20 protein-coding genes are annotated in these 18,491 nt (G+C 50.6%); 11 read left to right on the forward strand and 9 right to left on the reverse strand.

Features of this window, described 5'->3' with window-relative positions; all coding sequences use genetic code 11:
- Window positions 1-10: 10 nt before the first annotated feature.
- From FFA38_RS00295 to FFA38_RS00305, 3 genes are read right to left on the reverse strand one after another with little or no spacing between them, the layout of a single operon-like run.
- Complete coding sequence (locus FFA38_RS00295) at window positions 11-886, reverse strand: hypothetical protein (RefSeq protein ID WP_138315007.1); 876 nt, start codon at window positions 884-886, stop codon at window positions 11-13.
- A complete protein-coding gene (locus FFA38_RS00300) occupies window positions 883-2,136 on the reverse strand; it encodes a tyrosine-type recombinase/integrase (protein ID WP_138315009.1) in 1,254 nt (417 codons plus the stop codon). Before FFA38_RS00300 ends, FFA38_RS00295 begins: the two co-directional genes overlap by 4 nt.
- Window positions 2,136-2,711: a hypothetical protein gene (locus tag FFA38_RS00305; RefSeq protein ID WP_138315011.1), complete on the reverse strand. Its 576-nt coding sequence runs from the start codon at window positions 2,709-2,711 to the stop codon at window positions 2,136-2,138. The genes FFA38_RS00300 and FFA38_RS00305 overlap by 1 nt, the downstream gene beginning before the upstream one ends.
- Window positions 2,712-2,811: 100 nt before the next feature.
- Here FFA38_RS00305 and FFA38_RS06875 point away from each other — a divergent pair, with 100 nt between their 5' ends.
- Window positions 2,812-2,988, forward strand: a complete 177-nt coding sequence (locus FFA38_RS06875; RefSeq protein WP_172955972.1) for a hypothetical protein — start codon at window positions 2,812-2,814, stop codon at window positions 2,986-2,988.
- Window positions 2,989-3,103: 115 nt separating this feature from the next.
- Here FFA38_RS06875 and FFA38_RS06985 read toward each other — a convergent pair whose 3' ends face one another.
- Entirely contained in the window at window positions 3,104-3,238 is a 135-nt protein-coding gene (locus tag FFA38_RS06985) for a hypothetical protein (protein ID WP_272868527.1), read from the reverse strand.
- Between the two features lie 47 nt (window positions 3,239-3,285).
- Here FFA38_RS06985 and FFA38_RS00310 point away from each other — a divergent pair, with 47 nt between their 5' ends.
- From FFA38_RS00310 to FFA38_RS06990, 8 genes are all read left to right on the forward strand, one after another.
- The gene (locus FFA38_RS00310) at window positions 3,286-4,137 is read left to right on the forward strand and encodes a bifunctional DNA primase/polymerase (protein WP_138315013.1); all 852 of its coding nucleotides are present in this window, start codon (window positions 3,286-3,288) and stop codon (window positions 4,135-4,137) included.
- Entirely contained in the window at window positions 4,134-5,294 is a 1,161-nt protein-coding gene (locus tag FFA38_RS00315; protein WP_138315014.1) for an AAA family ATPase, read from the forward strand. The genes FFA38_RS00310 and FFA38_RS00315 overlap by 4 nt, the downstream gene beginning before the upstream one ends.
- Before the next feature lie 2 nt (window positions 5,295-5,296).
- Window positions 5,297-5,704 carry a hypothetical protein gene (locus FFA38_RS00320; RefSeq protein ID WP_138315016.1) on the forward strand — a complete coding sequence of 136 codons (408 nt, stop codon included), beginning with the start codon at window positions 5,297-5,299 and terminating at the stop codon, window positions 5,702-5,704.
- Window positions 5,705-6,083: 379 nt separating this feature from the next.
- Entirely contained in the window at window positions 6,084-8,039 is a 1,956-nt protein-coding gene (locus FFA38_RS00325; RefSeq protein ID WP_138315018.1) for a type I restriction-modification system subunit M, read from the forward strand.
- A 5-nt stretch (window positions 8,040-8,044) separates the two neighbouring features.
- Window positions 8,045-9,331 (forward strand): restriction endonuclease subunit S, encoded by a 1,287-nt coding sequence (locus FFA38_RS00330; protein WP_138315021.1) that lies wholly within the window; start codon window positions 8,045-8,047, stop codon window positions 9,329-9,331.
- Window positions 9,331-12,387, forward strand: coding sequence for a type I restriction endonuclease subunit R (locus FFA38_RS00335; protein WP_138315023.1), 3,057 nt, complete (start codon window positions 9,331-9,333; stop codon window positions 12,385-12,387). Before FFA38_RS00330 ends, FFA38_RS00335 begins: the two co-directional genes overlap by 1 nt.
- A 6-nt stretch (window positions 12,388-12,393) precedes the next feature.
- Complete coding sequence (locus FFA38_RS00340; protein ID WP_138315025.1) at window positions 12,394-12,849, forward strand: hypothetical protein; 456 nt, start codon at window positions 12,394-12,396, stop codon at window positions 12,847-12,849.
- Between the two features lie 2 nt (window positions 12,850-12,851).
- Window positions 12,852-12,980 carry a hypothetical protein gene (locus FFA38_RS06990; RefSeq protein WP_272868528.1) on the forward strand — a complete coding sequence of 43 codons (129 nt, stop codon included), beginning with the start codon at window positions 12,852-12,854 and terminating at the stop codon, window positions 12,978-12,980.
- Window positions 12,981-13,282: 302 nt separating this feature from the next.
- Here the strand turns inward: FFA38_RS06990 and FFA38_RS00345 are convergent, their stop codons facing one another.
- The 3 genes from FFA38_RS00345 to FFA38_RS00355 are packed head-to-tail and all read right to left on the reverse strand — an operon-like array spanning window position 13,283 to window position 14,325.
- Entirely contained in the window at window positions 13,283-13,663 is a 381-nt protein-coding gene (locus tag FFA38_RS00345; RefSeq protein ID WP_138315027.1) for a hypothetical protein, read from the reverse strand.
- 32 nt (window positions 13,664-13,695) lie between these two features.
- Complete coding sequence (locus FFA38_RS00350) at window positions 13,696-13,899, reverse strand: helix-turn-helix domain-containing protein (RefSeq protein WP_138315029.1); 204 nt, start codon at window positions 13,897-13,899, stop codon at window positions 13,696-13,698.
- On the reverse strand, window positions 13,900-14,325 hold the full coding sequence (locus tag FFA38_RS00355; protein WP_172955973.1) for a DUF2975 domain-containing protein: 426 nt from the start codon (window positions 14,323-14,325) through the stop codon (window positions 13,900-13,902). It abuts the gene before it with no gap.
- A 235-nt stretch (window positions 14,326-14,560) separates the two neighbouring features.
- Here FFA38_RS00355 and FFA38_RS00360 point away from each other — a divergent pair, with 235 nt between their 5' ends.
- Entirely contained in the window at window positions 14,561-14,977 is a 417-nt protein-coding gene (locus FFA38_RS00360) for a hypothetical protein (RefSeq protein ID WP_138315033.1), read from the forward strand.
- Between the two features lie 77 nt (window positions 14,978-15,054).
- Here the strand turns inward: FFA38_RS00360 and FFA38_RS00365 are convergent, their stop codons facing one another.
- Window positions 15,055-15,462, reverse strand: a complete 408-nt coding sequence (locus tag FFA38_RS00365) for a hypothetical protein (protein WP_138315035.1) — start codon at window positions 15,460-15,462, stop codon at window positions 15,055-15,057.
- 460 nt (window positions 15,463-15,922) lie between these two features.
- Between FFA38_RS00365 and FFA38_RS06965 the strand changes: the two genes are divergently transcribed.
- Window positions 15,923-16,066, forward strand: a complete 144-nt coding sequence (locus tag FFA38_RS06965) for a DUF1905 domain-containing protein (protein WP_336470567.1) — start codon at window positions 15,923-15,925, stop codon at window positions 16,064-16,066.
- Here FFA38_RS06965 and FFA38_RS00375 read toward each other — a convergent pair.
- Window positions 16,063-18,402: a fibronectin type III domain-containing protein gene (locus tag FFA38_RS00375; RefSeq protein WP_138315037.1), complete on the reverse strand. Its 2,340-nt coding sequence runs from the start codon at window positions 18,400-18,402 to the stop codon at window positions 16,063-16,065. The genes FFA38_RS06965 and FFA38_RS00375 overlap by 4 nt on opposite strands.
- Window positions 18,403-18,491 lie beyond the last annotated feature (89 nt).

Below are 18,491 nucleotides of genomic sequence, written 5' to 3' on the forward strand. Positions count from 1 at the left end.
AGGGTGATGGTCACAGTGCCTTGCTGAAGCTCGGGTATTTGACCGAAGCAAGACCCTGTCTATACTTTGCTAACTGCACAACTGTTGTCAAGAAATAGAGACTGAGCTGGAAAAGACTAGCGATTTCTACCTCGCTTGTAGAGATGTGAAATGTAGTGCTACTTGTTTCGTCATGGTCTTCGAGGGCGCGCCTATTGAGAAGCATTAATCCAGCAGAACTATTTGCGTGAGCTATGCCACTCGCGCTTTGCCACACGGTTGAGATGAGATTAATACCATCCGAGCCAACGCCTAAGTCTTGAAGCACCTGCCCTGACCAGCGGACCCGAGCCTTGATACCAGGAGTTTGAATCTCTGAGTTTGTTATTGGGCTGAGGCCAAGGGATACAACCGTGTTGTTTATTTTTTTGAGTTTTACCTCAAGGGTTGGGTTTGCTGAAATCTCGATATCCTCTAATGCGTTACAAAGTAGTTTTGCCCCTCTCGCAGCTTGAACGAGAACCCGCCTTCTTCGCTCCTGAGGGTCATCAGGGTCCAAGAACCACATTGCAAGACTCGCGTGTTCAAGCGCTGAACGCACAAGGGTGTAAGCCGCCAGGTTTGGAATCAAATCGGTAGCCGTCAAATTTCTTATCGTTTGCAAGTGGTCTATGCAGGAGCTCAACGCATATTGCACCTCGGTCGTGAGAAGGTAGGGTTTCAGTGCCAGGTCATCTAGCCCAATAGCCGAAGTCATTGATCGGTGCTGAAAGGTCGAAGAGAATTCCAGTACCAGAGCATCGAAATCTTGAAAAAGCGCACCTAGACGAGCGTGCGCCTCTACTACCTGGTCAAGTTTTGGGTGACGGTTAAAACTAGTGCCCTGCTGGGCTCCCTCCGACTTCAAGAGTTCCCCTCACGGTGAATGTGTGCACCGAGCTTGTCCATCCAAGCAGCAGTTTGCGCGGGGTAGGCATGCCCGTAAACATCCAGGGTCATTTTTGCTGAGGAGTGACCGAGGATTTTGGAAACTTCTGGGATAGGCGCCCCCAGACTCGCAAGCAATGAACCAGTTGTGTGGCGAAGCGAGTGAATAACAACATTCTTCATGCCCAGTTTCTCGGTAGCAGGCTTGAAGTACTTTCTGCGGAAGAATCCATAGTCAAGCGCCTGACCATTTGCGCCAGTGAACACCCAGTCTCTGCCCCGTTTACCCTCTAGCAGAGGCTTGATCAGTTCCATCGTGTTCTGGTCTAGCGGCACTTCACGTGCTTCTCCAGTTTTTGTTGTGCCTGGGATAAATTCACCATTACCGTCACGCAATTTCTTGCCAAACTCGTCAGTAGTCCAAGAGTGTGCGACCTTTACGATCTTGGAACCTAGGTCGAAATCCTCGACGCGCAACGCTAAGGCTTCGTTTACTCGTAGACCGCAAGTGCCGAGAAAGATGACCAGAGAACGATGCGGTCCGCACTCGTCAGCCAACGCATATAGTTCCTGAGCGGTTAGACCTTCCTTGGCTTTAGTCGTGATCTTAGGAAGTTTGATACCAACGGCAGGGTTTCGAGCTAGCAACTCATCTTCAAGCGCAGATAGAAGTATCTGGTGGAGCAGGCGATATGACTGGCGGATAGTGGTAGGACCTACGCCGTCATCGACTAAAGCCGCGACCCACTTCTTGATGTCAGAAGTTGTAATAGAGGTTAGTTTGCGCTCGCCGAATGCGGGAAGCAAGTAGAGCTTCAACTGGGAGTTGTATGTGCCGAGTGTTTTACCTGTGATGTCTAGCTTGCCTTTCTTCCACTCAACAACGAACTCGCTAAAAGTCACTCGTGCAGACTCGGAGTCGATTGGACGCCCATCCTCGGCTGCCAACTCTGCACGCGACATCCACTTATTTGCGCTGTCGACGTCATCGAAAGACTTGGTGTAAACACCAGATTCGTCGATAAAAGTCGCCACCCACTTGCGCTTTTTGCGTTCGACACCTTCTGCACATCGATCGAGTTCACTCTTTAGATTGCGCTTCCAACGCTCGGCGTCTTCTTGACGCTCAAAGTTTCGAGATTCCTCTCCGCCGTCATGAAATAAACGCGCCTGCCACATTCCTGTCGGCAGCTGCTTGATTCCAGGAATGCGGTTGACTTGCTTCGGCATTACTTACCCTTCTTTAAGAGTTCATTTTTAGCACGCACCTCTGACGCTTTAGGGATCGATCCATTTGCACGCCCTATCTTTACGCGAGACTCGACCGTTCCAACAGCAACATCCTGGAACGCTGCGATTGACTTCAATGGAGCTACTACAGCAAGGAACGAAGCCATGTTGAACAAGGCCTCGGTTTGCCTTTGAAGCGTAAGCCCTCCCGCACGTTCTGGAGCGAAGTGGTAGCGCATGTGTTCTTCAAATAGCCAACGTCTTGTTTCTACAGAAAGTGGCGGAACTTTTTCGCCCGCGCCTGGGGTAGTAGACAAGAACGCCGCCATTGGAACAACAAACTTGTCACCAAATATGCGTGCTTCTTCCAACATCGCGATCTCGTTGCCACCCGAAAGAGGTACAGCTAGGTCTAGCAACATAGTCGGCAGCCCAGCCAATGATTGCCCTGAAACAATCCAGTGACAAAAGTTCCCAGTGGCAGTCTTCTTTAGTTCGGCTGTTGCGAATACCGCACCTCGCTCAAGCGCGAGATCGATTCTTTTAGCCGTTGGCGAACGTCGCTCCATGTTCATGAAATCACCCGATACTCTCTTTTTATCGGCACATAGATGCCGTGGTAAACTAGCCATTACGGTATAGCATACCAGATAAATGAGAGACTAAGGAGATTGAATGAGTAAGAGCTCACAGTGCCTAACTGTGGGGCAGTTGGCAGATCGCTGGCAGAAGAGTGACAAGTGGATCTATAGCAATTACCGACGCATCGGACTGAAGGTACTGCCTATTGGTCAGCAGCTTCGCTTCCCACTCTGGGAGGTCGAGGCATGGGAGCTAGCCAACCTACGTTAAAGCGAACGCTCGGGCGGCAACCCGAGCGCTCAGTATCAGAAACCAAACTCTACGAAAAGAAAGGTCCGACATGGCCAATTTAACCACGACTCCCCAGGCGGGAGAAACCTGTTTATCAGCTCAGGAATTGCATGTCTATCGACATGTAGATAGTGAAAAGCTGCGAAGCAAAGCCCTGTTCACAGGCACAACCCTTACGAATTGCGGTAACGGCGCTCGCGGCAGTTTTGCAAACCTTGTCGCTACTCATGAAAAAGCTCTAGTTTTTGCAAACCGCAACATGGTAGGCGGTGGCTCATGGATCGCCTAAATCAAGCTCTCGCGTGGTCAAAGTTTCGCCCAGTGTTTCCCGCATATGAATCAGACACTTGGGTAGGCGGCAGTTTACATAAGCGCAAAAGCCCCGCAATTCGAAATGGTCATCTTGACGCTACCCAAGAGGAACCACTAGTCCGAAGCATTTGGGCAGCTAGCCCTAATCGCCTAGTTGGAGTCTGGTTGGGTGACGAAATCGTGGTAAATGATATCGACGTTGATCTGGATAAGGCGGAAGACGGCTTCAATTTTCTTCTTGAAAACAATCTAGAAACACCTGAAAGCTATTCGCAAATCACACCGTCTGGCGGAAAGCACATTTTTTATCGCAATCCAGGAAAGCCACTAGGTCCAGACAACAACTACCGATCGCCCGATAAAAAGACAATCCGCACGGGGTTGGATCGAAAGACTGGCAGTTCGTATGTCATTGCCTACTCGGATACTCCACCCAATTTCGCGGAACTCGCCGATGCTCCCCAGTGGCTGCTTGATGAAACAAAAACCGCGCAGCTTAACGAGTACTCAGGGACTTTAGCTGACTGGATTGAAAACCTGAATCCCGCAACTGCCGATTATCGAGTGGTGGACGCTATCAAGCGATTCCCGACCGAGGATTTCGATCACCAAGTAATGATCACCAAGCAGACCGAGCTCGTTCTACTTGGGGCAGCTGGACACCCAGGAATCGCCGAGGCGCTAGAGCTTTTCCAGGCGCTCTGGCTCTTTGGCGATTACAACACAAACGAATACCGCATCGAATGGACTGCCGCTCTAGAGGGAGCTGTCCGCAAATTTGGCGGCCCTGAAGCAAGCAAGGAAAAAAACAAATGAACGACAACAGCAAATCTGCCCAAACCCTAAAAATTGCGGCGCTCGCCGAAATCAAATACGAAGAGATGAAGGCTACTGACGAGGCAAAGTCCAAAATCGCGTCTGAAAACTTCAACGGATCAATCGAACTGACACTCGAAGATTTGAAAGCTACCAAAGGCAGCTATCTGGTCGAAGATCTGATTTTTGTCGAGTCGATTAACTTCATGATCGCACGACCCAATCTCGGCAAGACCTATGCCTATGTGGACATGAGCTGCCGCATTGTCTTTGAGCTTCCTTGGTTGGGCAAGCAAACGCGCTCAGGCAAGATCCTCATAGTTCTTGGCGAGGGTAAGGCGGGTTTTTATAAGCGTTTAGAGGCTTGGATTCAGGTACACGGGTATGACATGGATGACCTGCGAGGGAAACTATTTTTCATCGATGGCGCCAATCTGTTCAACGATGAAAGCATCAAAAAGATTTCTGATGTAGCTAACCGTGAAGCGGTGGATCTAATCATTTTTGATACCTGGGCGGCCACCTCGGGTGTCACCGATGAAAATGCGGGTGCATTGAATTCAGAGGCATTAAATCGCGCAGTCAAGATTCGCCCTGAATCAGCACTGCTATTCGTGCATCACCCAACGAAAAATACAGAGCAGACCGATCGCCCAGAAATGCGAGGATCAAGTGCTCTCAAGGGCCGCGCCGATTGTGTGATGACCATGTACGACGAAAGCAAGAGCTTCGTGCCAACCACGGGTGGAAAACAAGCCTGGATTGCGTTGTCCACTGATTTTGCACATGGTGGCAAAAACCGCAATGCACTAACCGAAACCATTCGAGGGCTTTACCTTGCCGACATTGGAGAAGAGGGCAAGATCTTTACTCAGATTGAGTCTGAATCAATGTCGAAGCAAGCCTCTCGCGTGCGCGAGAAGTTGGTTGGCGTTATGACCGTGGTCGAATTCGCCAAAGCACTTCAAATGTCTGCGGCATCAGCGCGACGTTACCTAGATAAGGCCACGTCAGAGGGGATTGCTGTCTGTCACAAGGGTGCAACGCCGACCGACGCAGATCGTTTTGAGCTGTCAGAAACGGCAAAACGTTCAAAGGAACCGAACTTCGCCTACCTGGCTGAAGTAAACGAGATGAATAAGAAAAAGGAAATCTAACTATGGATGAAGAAATCACGGCACGTCTACCTTTCGGGCCAGAACACCCCTGGTATGAGTTCGTGGCTGTTTATAAGCACCTGGCACTGAAGAAAACGCCGCACGGTGGGCTAAAGGAAGTAGCGGCCCGCTCAAGTTTGATCTCAGCAGGTTTGAAAATTAGCTCCACTTTCACTGAAACTCACGAGGTTGGTCGAATTAGCTTTCCGCTTTCTGATGTTGCCAAAGTTGGCAAGGAACTGCTGACCGTGCTTGAAGGTCGGGGGTGGGAACTGCTCACCCAGGGAAACGATCGTTTTGTTCTGAGAAAGTCGCTACCCCTACAAAACGGTGAAACTACCATGCCTATGGCGTTTCTAAATGTCCTGCCACTGCTCGGAGTCAGCCCAAAACAGGACTGGTCAATCTAGCCGCGTTTAGTACCTTGATTGCAAATGTTGTTACTAATAAGGCGAGCTAGTTTTTCGTACACAAGCATTGCAAGATAACGCATATATATGATCAGCCTCAGGATATATCTAGAAGCCCTCGAACCCCAAAATCAACTGATTCCACATGGTTAGGTGTTTGAGGGCTTCTACGCGTCTCCAGTGCCCGCCTAGATATATCTCTGACTCATGCTGCTCTACTTTGGCTAATAATGTCTGATGTAATGGGTAGCTTGGATCCTGCGGGCAATTTCGATGGTTCTTTTTTGTATTAGAAGCTCGGTGGTTGGGTACCCTGGCCGCGCTCGCCGCAAAGAATTGAAACTAGGCTGTAGTTAAAGGTCTTATTTAGGGGAATATTTTGGCTGAGCAAAACAACGCCGCGTTTATCTGGTCAATCGCAAACCTTTTGCGAGGAACCTACAAGCAGGCCGATTACGGCAAAGTTATTCTGCCGTTCACTGTGCTCCGCCGCCTTGATAGCGCACTTGAGGCAACGAAGGTTGCAGTTCTTGATACCTTCGAGATTCAAGGTGACAAACCGGCCGCTGACTTCCTGCTTCAGCAAGCATCCGGGTATAGCTTTTACAACACCTCTCCTTACGACCTCAAACGAGCTGCAGGCGATACCGGCAACCTGAGAGCCAATCTGGTCGCATACATTGAAGGGTTCTCACCCAACGTTCGAGACATCTTCGAGCGTTACGACTTCACTGCTCAACTGAACAAACTTGATGAGAATGACTTGCTACTTCTGGTGACCCAGAAGTTCAGCCAGATTGATCTTCATCCTGAAACCGTGTCCAACGTTGAGATGGGCCTCATCTTCGAGGAACTGATTCGTAAGTTCGCTGAAGCTTCCAATGAGACTGCCGGTGAGCACTTCACCCCGCGAGACGTTGTGCGCTTGATCGTCAACCTACTGTTCGCAACCGATGACGAGATCCTAAGTAAGCCGGGCGTCGTTCGCAGTGTTTACGACCCGACCGCTGGTACAGGCGGAATGCTCTCCGTGGCCGACGATTACATCCGCCACCTAAACCCAGAAGCCAGCCTCACTTTATTTGGCCAAGAACTCAACGGTGAGTCCTACGCAATTGCTAAGGCTGACATGGTAATCAAGGGCCAAGACATCGAAAACATGGTTTGGGGAGACACCCTCACCAATGATGGCCACCATGGCAAACACTTCGACTACTGCCTCGCTAACCCACCATTCGGCGTCGAGTGGAAGAAGCAGCAATCATTTGTAGAACGTGAGCATCTGGACCGCGGTTTTGATGGCCGCTTTGGTCCAGGTACTCCTCGCGTTTCCGATGGCTCACTTCTTTTCCTATTGCACCTGGTTAAGAAAATGCGCCCCGTAACTAAAGAAGGTGGTGGCGGTCGCATTGGCATCGTACTAAACGGATCGCCGTTGTTTACCGGCGCTGCCGGATCAGGTGAATCCGAAATTCGCAAATACCTGCTCGAACAAGACCTTGTCGAAGCCATAATCGGCCTTCCAAAAGACATGTTCTACAACACAGGCATCGCGACTTACATATGGATCCTAAGCAACCACAAGCCCGTAGAACGTCGCGGCAAAGTGCAGCTCATTGATGCCACTAGCCAGTTCGAGAAACTGCGCAAAAACTTGGGCGACAAGCGAGCCGAGATTTCGCAAGCAAATCTAGAAAACATCGTCCGCACCTATCACGAATTTGAAGAAACCGAAACCTCAAAGATATTCAAAACCACAGATTTCGGCTACACCACAATTACGGTTGAACAGCCACTTAGACTCTCATGGGCCATAACTCCAGAACGCATAGAGGCCGCACTGGCTGCTAAGGCTTTCGAGAAACTATCCGCGGGTGATCGCATCCAACTCGAAGAGGCGCTCGCCGCAGAAACAGCTTTGGACGCCGCATCAACAACCAACTCGACTGAGTTCGCCAAACGAGTTCAAAAAGCAGTAGCTGGCCTTGGCCTCAACGCCAGCCAAATCAAGAATCTAGTTGCCGGTTTAGCCGAACACGATGACGATGCGCCACTGGTTCGAGACGCGAAGGGCAAGTTGGTTGCTGATGCGGCGCTCCGCGATACCGAGAACGTACCACTTTCAGTGGACATCGATGACTATATTGCGCAAGAAATCGCCCCGCACCTACCTGATTTTTGGCTGGATCGCAGCAAAGACAAGGTTGGCTACGAGATTCCGTTTACTCGTCACTTCTACAAGTACGAGGCTCCTCGCCCTTTGGAAGAGATTGATGCTGATCTCAACAAGTTAATTGCGGAAATCTCGCAACTCCTAATCGAGATTGAGAAGTAGCAAGCATGAAGGACTCTGGAGTTAGTTGGCTTGGGGAAATACCAGAACACTGGTCCGTGGTGCCCCTCAAGACTGCATTTACTCGGGTAAAGCGGAAACCTATTGAGGGCGCCGGAATCGTTACAGCTTTTCGTGACGGTGAAGTCACTCTTCGAAGTAATCGTCGTAGCGAGGGTTACACAGAAGCGGACGACTACTCGGGCTACCAGCGAATTTTGCCCAACGATCTGGCGATTCACGCAATGGACGCGTTTGCTGGTGCAATTGGCGTGTCTGATTCGGACGGAATGTGCTCTCCTGTCCTCTCAGTATGTGTTGCAAACTACGGCAATGATCCTCGATTCATGGGCTACCAGATAAGGCTCATGGCTAAACGAGGATGGATTGAATCATTAAGTCGTAGCGTTCGAGAACGCACCTCGGAGTTCAGATGGGCTGAAGCAGGAAAACAAAAGGTGGCCCTGCCTCCCGCCGATGAGCAGAAGTCTATCGCCGACTTCCTGGACCGGGAGCTGAGACTAATCACTGAGCTGACCGATTCTCAAGTGCGTTTCTTGGAACTCATCAAAGAACGACGGCAGCGTGAGATTGACTTGGCGGTGACAACTGGCTACCAATACAGCTCTGAGATGAAGGCCGTGAATTTGAATGGGATTCGGTCAGAAATCTTGTCTCATTGGACGGTCAGGAAGTTAAAGTCGCTTTCAAGCCAGATTTCGAAAGGTACAACTCCGTCTACTCTCGGGGCAGCCTACGAATCTTCTGGTATCAGGTTCATTCGGGGTGAGGACCTTGTGGATGGCAAACTCACTGATGAAGGGTCTGTTTTTATTTCGCACGAAGCACATGAAACCATGTCTAGATCGCAGCTCGCAGACCAGGACATCCTCTATGTAATTGCAGGAACGCTTGGAAAAACCGCCCTAGTTCAGAGTCACCATTTGCCCTTAAATACGAATCAAGCGATTTGCTTCATTCGCCTCAAAAATAGGTGGATGGCAGAGTGGGTGAAATTCTGGCTTGAAAGTTCTCCTGCAAAAAACATTTCGTCAATGCTGGCCGTCACAGCAGCTCAACCGAACTTGAGCATGGAAAGTCTTGGTTCGTTTGTTCTGCCAGTACCCAGCCGCTCTGAGCAGGAGGCGGCCGTCAAATACCTGAAACAAAATCTAGAAAAACTTGACCTCCTAGCAGGAAAAGCCAAAACGCTCATTCGAGAATTGGAAGGTCGGCGTTCTGCCTTAGTCTCTGCGGCAGTCACAGGAAAGATCGATGTACGGGGTAAGAGCTAATGGCCGACTATAACGAGTGCAAATTTGAACAGGAGCTTTGCGAGGCGCTCGCGGCATCAGGTTGGCGCTATTCAAAGAATGATGATGGTTACGACCAAGCCCTAGCTCTCTACCCCGCTGACGCCCTAGCTTGGCTATCTGAGACTCAGCCTGATGAGCTAGGAAAGTTAATAAAACACTCTGACAGTTCTGCAGCTCAGGAAAAAGCTCGCACGGCTCTAATGCAGCGGCTTGCTAAGAGTCTGGACCAACCTCTTGCCCAGGGCGGCGGAACGCTGAGTGTCCTGCGCAAGGGGTTCAAGGACGGCGCAGCCAAGTTTGAGATGTGCCAGTTCAAGCCAGCTGATACTTTAAATTCGACTACCTTGGATCGATATTCGAAAGTCCGGCTTCGAGTCATGCGCCAGGTGCATTATTCAACCAAGAATCGCAATAGCCTAGATCTAGTTTTCTTTGTAAATGGCCTGCCTGTGGCGACCCTTGAGTTGAAGACTGACTTTACCCAGAATGTTGAAGACGCCAAGATCCAATACAAGAAGGACCGTGACCCAAAGGGCGAACCTCTTCTAACATTCGGCCACCGTGCGCTCGTGCACTTTGCCGTGTCAAACGAAGAGGTCTACATGACCACCAAGTTGGCTGGCGATTCAACCTACTTCTTGCCATTCAACAAGGGCGATGATGGCCGAGCTGGAAACCCAATCAATCCTGAAGGCTCCAAGACCGCCTACCTTTGGGAGACCGTCTTCCAGAAAGACAACTGGCTACAAATACTTGGCCGCTTCATGCACCTCAGCATCGAGAATCCGATCGATCCTGTAACCGGTGAACAAAGCAAGCGAGAGAGCCTCCTCTTCCCTCGCTACCACCAGTGGGAATCTGTTTCAAAACTTATTGATAGTGCAAAGGCTGAGGGGCCTGGACACAAGTATCTGATTCAGCACTCTGCCGGATCTGGCAAAACCAACTCAATCGCGTGGACGGCACATCAGCTGTCAACCCTTCATGGCGAAGATGGCAAGAAAGTATTTGACTCAGTCATCGTTGTAACTGACCGTACTATTCTCGATGACCAGCTCAGCTCGGCTATCCAACAGATAGACCACAAGACCGGCGTAGTGGCCGCTATTGACAATAAGCAGGGCTCTAAGTCAACGGCGCTCGCGGACGCCCTAAGTGCCAATAAGCCGATCATCGTGGTTACGATGCAGACTTTCCCATTCATCCTTGGACAGATTCAGGAGTCCTCTGCGGCCAAGGGGAAAAACTTTGCAATCATTGCTGATGAAGCTCACTCATCGCAGACAGGTAACACTGCAAGCACACTCAAGAAGGTGCTCTCTGATGAGGACTGGAAGTCTCTTCAAGATGGCGGTGAAATCGATGTTGAAGACTTGCTTGCAGCAGAGATGGCTAACCGCGCTGACCCTGGCAACATCAGCTTCTTTGCTTACACTGCAACACCTAAAGCCAAGACCATGGAGTTGTTCGGTCGAGTTGGCGAATCAGGCAAGCCTGAACCATTCCACGTTTACACAATGCAGCAGGCTATCGAGGAGGGCTTCATCCTGGATGTGTTGCAAAACTACACACCTTACAAACTTGCATTCAAGTTGACCCATAACGGACAGGACTATGACTCAGAGGGACTGCAGGTCGCTCAGAATGCGGCACTGAAAGAACTGATGTATTGGGTACGGCTGCACCCGACAAACATCGCTTCAAAGGTTTCGATCATTATTGAACATTTCCGCGAGAATGTCGCATGGCGTCTCGATGGCAAGGCTAAGGCGATGGTTGTCACTGGTTCTCGCAAGGAGGCTGTTCGCTACAAACTGGCATTCGATAACTACATCAAGCAGCATGGTTACGCAGACGTGAAAGCAATGGTGGCATTCTCGGGCGAAGTAGAAGATTTAGAGAACAGCCCTGCGCCATTCAATGAAGCCAACATGAACCCAGATCTTCGAGGCCGCAAGCTCGCTGAAGCATTCAAGACTGAGGAATTCCAGGTAATGCTAGTTGCCAACAAGTTCCAGACTGGCTTTGACCAGCCTTTATTGGCGTCCATGTACGTAGACAAGAAACTATCCGGAGTTACTGCGGTTCAGACTCTTTCACGTCTAAATAGAACCGCCCGAGGCAAAGACACCACGTTCGTTCTCGATTTCGTAAATGATCCGAACGAGATTCTGGAGGCGTTCGAGCCCTACTTCCGCGATGCGCGACTATCTGATGTGACCGACCCTAACCTGGTCCACGATATTGCCAACAAACTAGACCACAGCGGAATCTATGATCAATCCGAGGTAGAGGCAGTTGCCAAGGCGTTTGTTGAGAAACGAGGCAACAGCAAACTTTCGGCCTCGCTTGCTCAGGCCAAGGATCGATTCTGGAAGAAGTACGAAGGCGCAGAGCGTGCCAACAATCGGCTAGAACTTGACCGCCTCGATGACTTCCGTAAGAGCCTCGATGCGTTCACCAAAACTTATGACTTCCTTTCCCAGCTTTACAACTATGGCGATACCGACCTTGAAAAGAAGGCAATCTTCTGTCGCCTGCTGGCTAAAGAGGTGCGCAACACCCGCCGAAATGAGGCCATCGATTTAAGCAGTGTTGAGCTAACCAAACTCGGTTTCAAGAAGAACGACACAGTTTCGCTCAACCTCACGGGGGATAAGGCAGAGTTGAAGCCTCTAACAGATGTTGGCTCTGGTAAACCTCATGATCCGCTGATGGCCTCATTGCGTGAAGCGATTGAGAAAATGAACACCTTGTTCGATGGTGAATTCACTCCCGGTGACTATGAAGTTCTAGTAAACGCCGTAACAACTAAGGCGGCTGAAGACGAGAAGATCAAGAAGCAGGCCACCTCGGGCAATACTCTTGAGCAGTTTTTAGAAAGCCCTGATTTGAAGACTGTCCTGCTAACTGCGCTGCTCACGTCGAGTGACAACCTCAAGGCTATGGGCGATGAAGTGCTAGGTGATGATCAGAAACTGTCGCGGCTCGTGAAGATTATTGGTACAGTGCTGCACGCGAGAATGGCTAGTTAAATGTCAGTGAATGGAAAGATCACCTCAACCACAGAAGTTGATCAATTCATGCTCCAGGAGATTCTTTGGAGGCGCGAAGAGGCGAATTCCGCTCTCTCGAATCTTTACTTGCGTGGCACGGTCCTAACAGCATTGGCAGTTTCACTCATAGGCCTCGTAGTTTCAAGTACCAATTCGTTCGAGATCCGACTGTACTTTGCGGGAGTATTAACGGCGGCGGCTGTACTTGGCCTTATCTCCTTTTGGCCACTCAAGAACAGAAAATACAAACTTGCCACAATTGAGAAGACCCTTAAAGATAATGCAGATCAAGCAAACCTTTTCTATCTGGAATTTGTTAAGAAAGACTATTTGGCAATTGAAAAAGCGATTACTTGGAAAACCAAGCTCATAAAAATTGGCTTCATAGTTTGCATAGCGTCCTTGCCCGCCCTACTAGCCCTAATAATTGGAGATCAATAAAAGTGACTGAAAAACAAGGTGATGAATCGCAAGAAGAGCAGATACTTCTGCCTGAGCCGGACAAGGGAAATAGTGAATGGTTCACCCGTAGCGCTGATCCCGATCTAACAAAGATTGTGAAGGGCGACTAGCCGAATTGCGAGCAGGGGAGGTGGGGCTCGTGCCTCATAGGGGCAGAGTTCGCTGTGCGACTTCCGTTTAGATTCCGTTCAACGGACGGAAACGGACGGAAACGGGCATATCTGTAAAGGGTGGCTTGACTAATAAAATACAGGGGTACATTGCCACTCAGGCTACATATATAGGTATTGCAACATAACTACGGATCAGAAGGTTGGGGGTTCGAGTCCCTCCAAGCGCACGAAACCCGGTTTCTTCTCACGAGAGCCGGGTTTTCTTTTTTACGCCGCAGGTCATGCCTTCAACTTCTGTTCTAGCGGCAGCTGTGATTTCGCCAGCGCACCTTGAAAACTTCCTCGGCGCTTCTTCCCTGCAGGGCGCGCGTATACATTGAGGCGTTGATGCTGCGGTTTATAACGTGCCCCTCGGTCGACAGGTCAAGGTACTGGCCACGAACCTCGTAATCGTCACCCAATTCCAGTTCCAACTTGAACTTCAAAGCGAGTGCCGACTCGTTCAGCTTTTTCAGCGTCTCCGAATCATCGACGTAGAAGCTATCTGTGACTTTGCAATCATGAATTGACCCCTTGAATTGTTTGTTTAGCGCGTAGGCTTCGATTTTCAGAACGTCCGAAATCGGCGCAAGTTCTGGAAAGTCACCGATTTCGTTCCTAAACCACAGCGGCCAGGCCATCCAAGGCTCAATACAAATGTCAACCGCAATCCTCAAGGCTCGTACCGCAGAATATCTCCTGGTTGGCAGTCGAGCGCTTCGCATAACGCTGCCAAGGTTGAGAACCTCACGGCCCGTGCCCGATTGTTTTTTAGAACAAATAGATTTGCCTGAGTAATTCCAATTTTGTCTGCGAGTTGGGCAACAGTTAGTCCCTTTTTCTCTCGAAGTAGCTCAAAGTCGACAACGATAGCCATCTAGACACCTCCTTCAAGTTCTTCAGTCGCTGAGGTTGCCCGCCGGAGAAGCTTCAGCAAGCTGTGAGTGACTGCAGAAACTGCGAGGCAGAAAATCGTAAGTGCAATCAGCACGAGGAAAACCAAAGGAGGCAACGCCGCTTTCGAACTGAGCCACATCCCCAAGGCGACAAAAGAGGCAGCAAGAACTAAAGCGGTAATCGCAAGGAGCCTAACCCACTTGTAAACACTCCTAGAGAACATGCGGTTCAGGTGCACTAATCGCTGCAAATACATAACCTCCAGAAAGGCTGCCGAAGCACTCAACATCGGAATGGTCAGAGCGATTTGAATTGTCAGCTCGTCGTCTGAAAACTCAGAATAGCGAGAAGCAAGCTCGAGGCTAAATTGAGGCACCACGAAGTAAATGACGGCGGCGGCGGCCAAGATCAAAATGGCTAGAAATAGCTGACCAAAAAATAAGCTTGAGTTTTTGATTTTCTTGCACCTTTCCATGTACTATCGTTAAACAATAGATTGTTTAACGATAGTCTATCGAATAAGTGCAACATGGCACGTCAACGAAATTTCAAAATACAGGGGTCAATAAAATGCGACTAAAAACAACACTTGTCATCGGTGGCCCCTGCACGACAGCAACTTCCTTCTAAGGACCCTACCGATGCCATATTGGAAAATCTTTATCACCCTAATGTTTTTGCTGAGCGCGCTTTACATTTTGGAAGCATCGGGCCTCCTGGGGCTCACAGGCGTTGGATTTACCTTTGACGCCAGCAGAGTGTTAGCAACTTGGCCATTCGCAATCGTCGCCGCGCCGCTCTACCTTGCCAGTGGTTACCCTCCTGCCTGGGCAAATGTGGTTTCGGGCTTGAGGCTAGTTACACGACCAGCAAAGAGAGTGCACCAGCAAATTTTGTTCTGGGCCAAGGCATTAAGCTACTCGATCCTGATTGTTGTCGTGGCAATCTGGGTGGCGAGGTCCTTTACTGAGCCATTTGCGTGGACAAGGCTTGTTTTGACGCTGGCTATGCTCATAGCCATTCCAACTGCGTTTAAGCGATTGTTGGAACGACGCTAAACCGAATATCAAGCCAACTAGATGCAAATAGCGCCCTGACGTGCCTAACGCTGAGAGGACTCGTTCGGGGCCCCCGTTTAAGCCCGTGCTGGCGCCGTCCTCGTTTCAATGGCCAGCGCAATCGATGAGATAGTAAGCACAAATGCCGCAACAAACCAAATGATTCCCGTTTCAGAAGTTGAATACCAAACGACCCCATGCCAGCTGGAAAATCCCAATAAAACTGCTGCATCCGCTAATAAGCATGGCCAATTTCGGTCTGGCCTGGCTAAATTAGTGAGGGTACCGATAGCTACCAGGAAGCCAATCAAAGCCAAATTCAGTGTCGGCAGGTCTGTGAGAAAAAAACTAAAGCACGTGATGCTGGCCAAGCCCAGCGTCATTTTGTTCCAGAAGCTGAGTTGAAACAGAGACTCTAAGGCAAGCGCAGCACCAAAGAGAACTCCGAACACTTGAGGGCCGATGAGTAAAGCTGCTAGAGACATACAAAAGTAAAGGGCTCCGCGACCCCTGGAGAACCGAATTAGATTCGTCATCAGCGTGAACTACAGGCCTCCCTCGGTACTCCAATTGGAACCATGAATAGTTTGCACTCTAAAGTTCAAAGGACTCACTACCCTGGTCAATTTGTTTAAGAGTAACTGTGTGATGTAACGCGCGCGCCAACCATTCAGAATGTCGAGTCTCTCCAAGCGCACAGGGTGAGACCCCGGCTCCCTTCTCACGAGAGCCGGGTTTTCACTTTTAACTAGGTTTGAGCCTCAGATACGCTTGCCTTCTAGCTAAATCCACAAACGGTTTGGAGCGTCGTGATAAAGCTGATTGATAATCAGGTTCTGAGGCTTCAGCATGTGCCAGGGTTAGGTGCTTGGACCTATCACTTACGAATTCCCGGCACGATGGATTTGGATAGCCGTTGGGGCTTTTTGAAAGTTTCCGGCACAATTGACGGTCACGAGATCAAGAACATCAACCTTGCCCCCGCGAAAGGGTGAGGACAAACTCATCTCAATCAACAAATCGATCAGAGATGCCATCGGCAAATCGGGTGGCGACGAGGTCACCGTCAATCTTTACCTGCACGACTAGTAAGTCAGCGTGATGGTTGTCCTGCGGTACTTGGTCTTCTCGCTAACGGTGGTTTTGCCCAGGGTGGTTCGGCTAGTGATTGAGCCGGCCTTCGAAATCATGTAGTCACAGACTGCCTGAGCACGTCGCTTAGCCAGACTCATGTCAACTCGCAGCACGGTTGGGCCCATTGTGTAGCCAGTGCAGCGAATCTTCGTCGGGTCGGAAACCGAGTTCAAGAACGAATTCATAGAGCTCTTCATGGCAGCAGTTAGCTCAGCTGAACCGCCAGCAAAACCGCCCACCTCGATGGTGCGCTTTCGGGGCGCCGGAGACGGCGTCGGGGTTGGGCTTGGTGTCGGGTCGACAGTAGGGCTTGGAGTCGGGGTTGGCTCAGTAGCAATTACAACCTCGTTGGCGGCAGTAATCACTGGGTCTTCGGTGAAGCGCAAAGTGAGCTCTCCGGCTCGTTCTGCGTTGCCAACAATCCGTGCTGTCTCACCGATGATTTGCCAAGCGGTTGCACCCTCAACAATTGATGAGTTCATGAGCGTTAGAACAATCGGTGTTGTGGCATTTTCCACGACCATCGGGGTGTTCACGTCGTCACCCTTTGACCAGGTCACGGCCAGGTTCACAAAGTACTCGCGTTCATCGCTGATGCGGGCCTTGGCAAGTTGGTCGTCAAGAAGTCGCCAAAATATTACCTCGGTGCCAGCCGCCAGGGCATTTGCCGGAATCTGGATGCGCACCGAGTTGTCGGTTCCGGCAGCAACGGTCAGGTCGATGCTTTCATTTGCAACGATGTTCCAGGTCAGCACCTTTGATCGACTGCCTGGGGTTACACCAAGCAGCGAGTTCTGAACCCACTGTGCTGTCAGGGTTGGGTTAGACGCTCCTACTGTGTAGGTGTCGCCAGCGGCGTACGAGACGTTACCGTCTTTCCATCCGGTAAAGGTGAAGTTGGTTCTGGTTGGGCCGGCAGCAACCGTAAAAGTGTCGCCGGCGTTGAAGGTTCGTCCAGCTGCCAAACCGGTTACCGTGGCCAGAGTGCCCGACTCATAGGTGAGAGTGCGGGTAGACACAATGCCTGGCTTTACAGCAATCGGTAGCGAGATCTGACCCGCACCGAATGGGTTGATGGCTCGCAATCGGACCGAGTAGTCAGTTCCGTTGGTTAGCCCGCTGATGGTAATTGGTGAGCTGGTTGATGCTGGGCTGCGGGTAATCCAAGTCACACCTTCATCAACTGAGTACGCGTAGTTGGTGACTGCCAAACCACCATCGTTCTCTGGTGGGCTGAAGTTGATAGATACCGATCCGTCACCAGCGCTGTAGCTCTGGTTGGCTGGGCGTGACGGGGTGCCGGTAGGCACAACTGATCGGCCGTACGATGACGCCGAGCCGGCAGCGTTGTTTGCCGTAACTCTTAGCGTGTATGCAGTTCCGTTGGTCAAACCGGTAACGGTCGAGGTTCTGGAGGTGCCAGGCACAGTGCCAAAAACTTTGAAGGTTGAGTCTGGCTGGCTTGATTCTTTGTACTCAACTAGATAGTTGTCTACCGCACCGCCGGCACCTGGGTCTTTCCAGGTCACGGTTACCTGGCGGTCACCAGGTGAAACCGGAAGGTTGGCGTTGCTCAATGGGTAGCGGAACAGCGATGCGGCTCCGTCCGGCACGTTCCAAGCACCGTTGGCAATGGCTGGGTTGAAGCGGCTTCCGCTACAAGACACCGAGCAAGAGTTTTTGATGATGATCCGGCTTGGGTGGTTGTTACGTAAGGCCGGCGCCCAAATAAGGTTTTGGCTCGCGGTACTCATGTCTGGCAGGGTTGCCGAGAATGTTCCGCCAGCAATCGCGCTCTGATTTGCTTCAAAACCGGTTAGGTATTTGTGAATCAAGAGGTAGTCATATTCGATAACGTCACGTGCATCAGCAACTCTGCGACCCACGGCAACCTCAGCACCAGGGTAGTCAAGTAGCGCAATTCCGTTTAGAACGCCGTTCCAGTCCTCTTCGCCACCGCCCTCGGTGCCGCCACTGTCGGTTCGGTAGCCCCCGTTTCCGCCCATCGGAACAATGTAGATGTAGGTCTCGCCACTTTCTGGGTAGACATCAAGAGTCTGAATGTTGTTTACCTGATCTGGCCAACTCACCATGTTTTGATAGAAGAGCCGAGTAATCTCGGTGTCGTTGCCCATGAACACAGCAAAGTCATTGTCGGCCAGCACCTTTAGCTGAACCTGGTTGAACACCGGTCCGGCAGGTGGCTGTGGCAAGTCGGCTGATGCCGCTGACGGCACCAAAGCCTGAAGAATGCCCAGAACCAAAGTCAGTACGATGGCCTTAATTTTCACGGCTAACCCCTATCAAACAGTCAGAATCCGAAGTGAATTCGGACTCGACTGAATGTTAGGTAAAAATCACCTTGGCCCCGATTTTTCCA

This window comes from Rhodoluna limnophila, from assembly GCF_005845365.1.
Classification (GTDB): Bacteria; Actinomycetota; Actinomycetes; order Actinomycetales; family Microbacteriaceae; genus Rhodoluna; species Rhodoluna limnophila.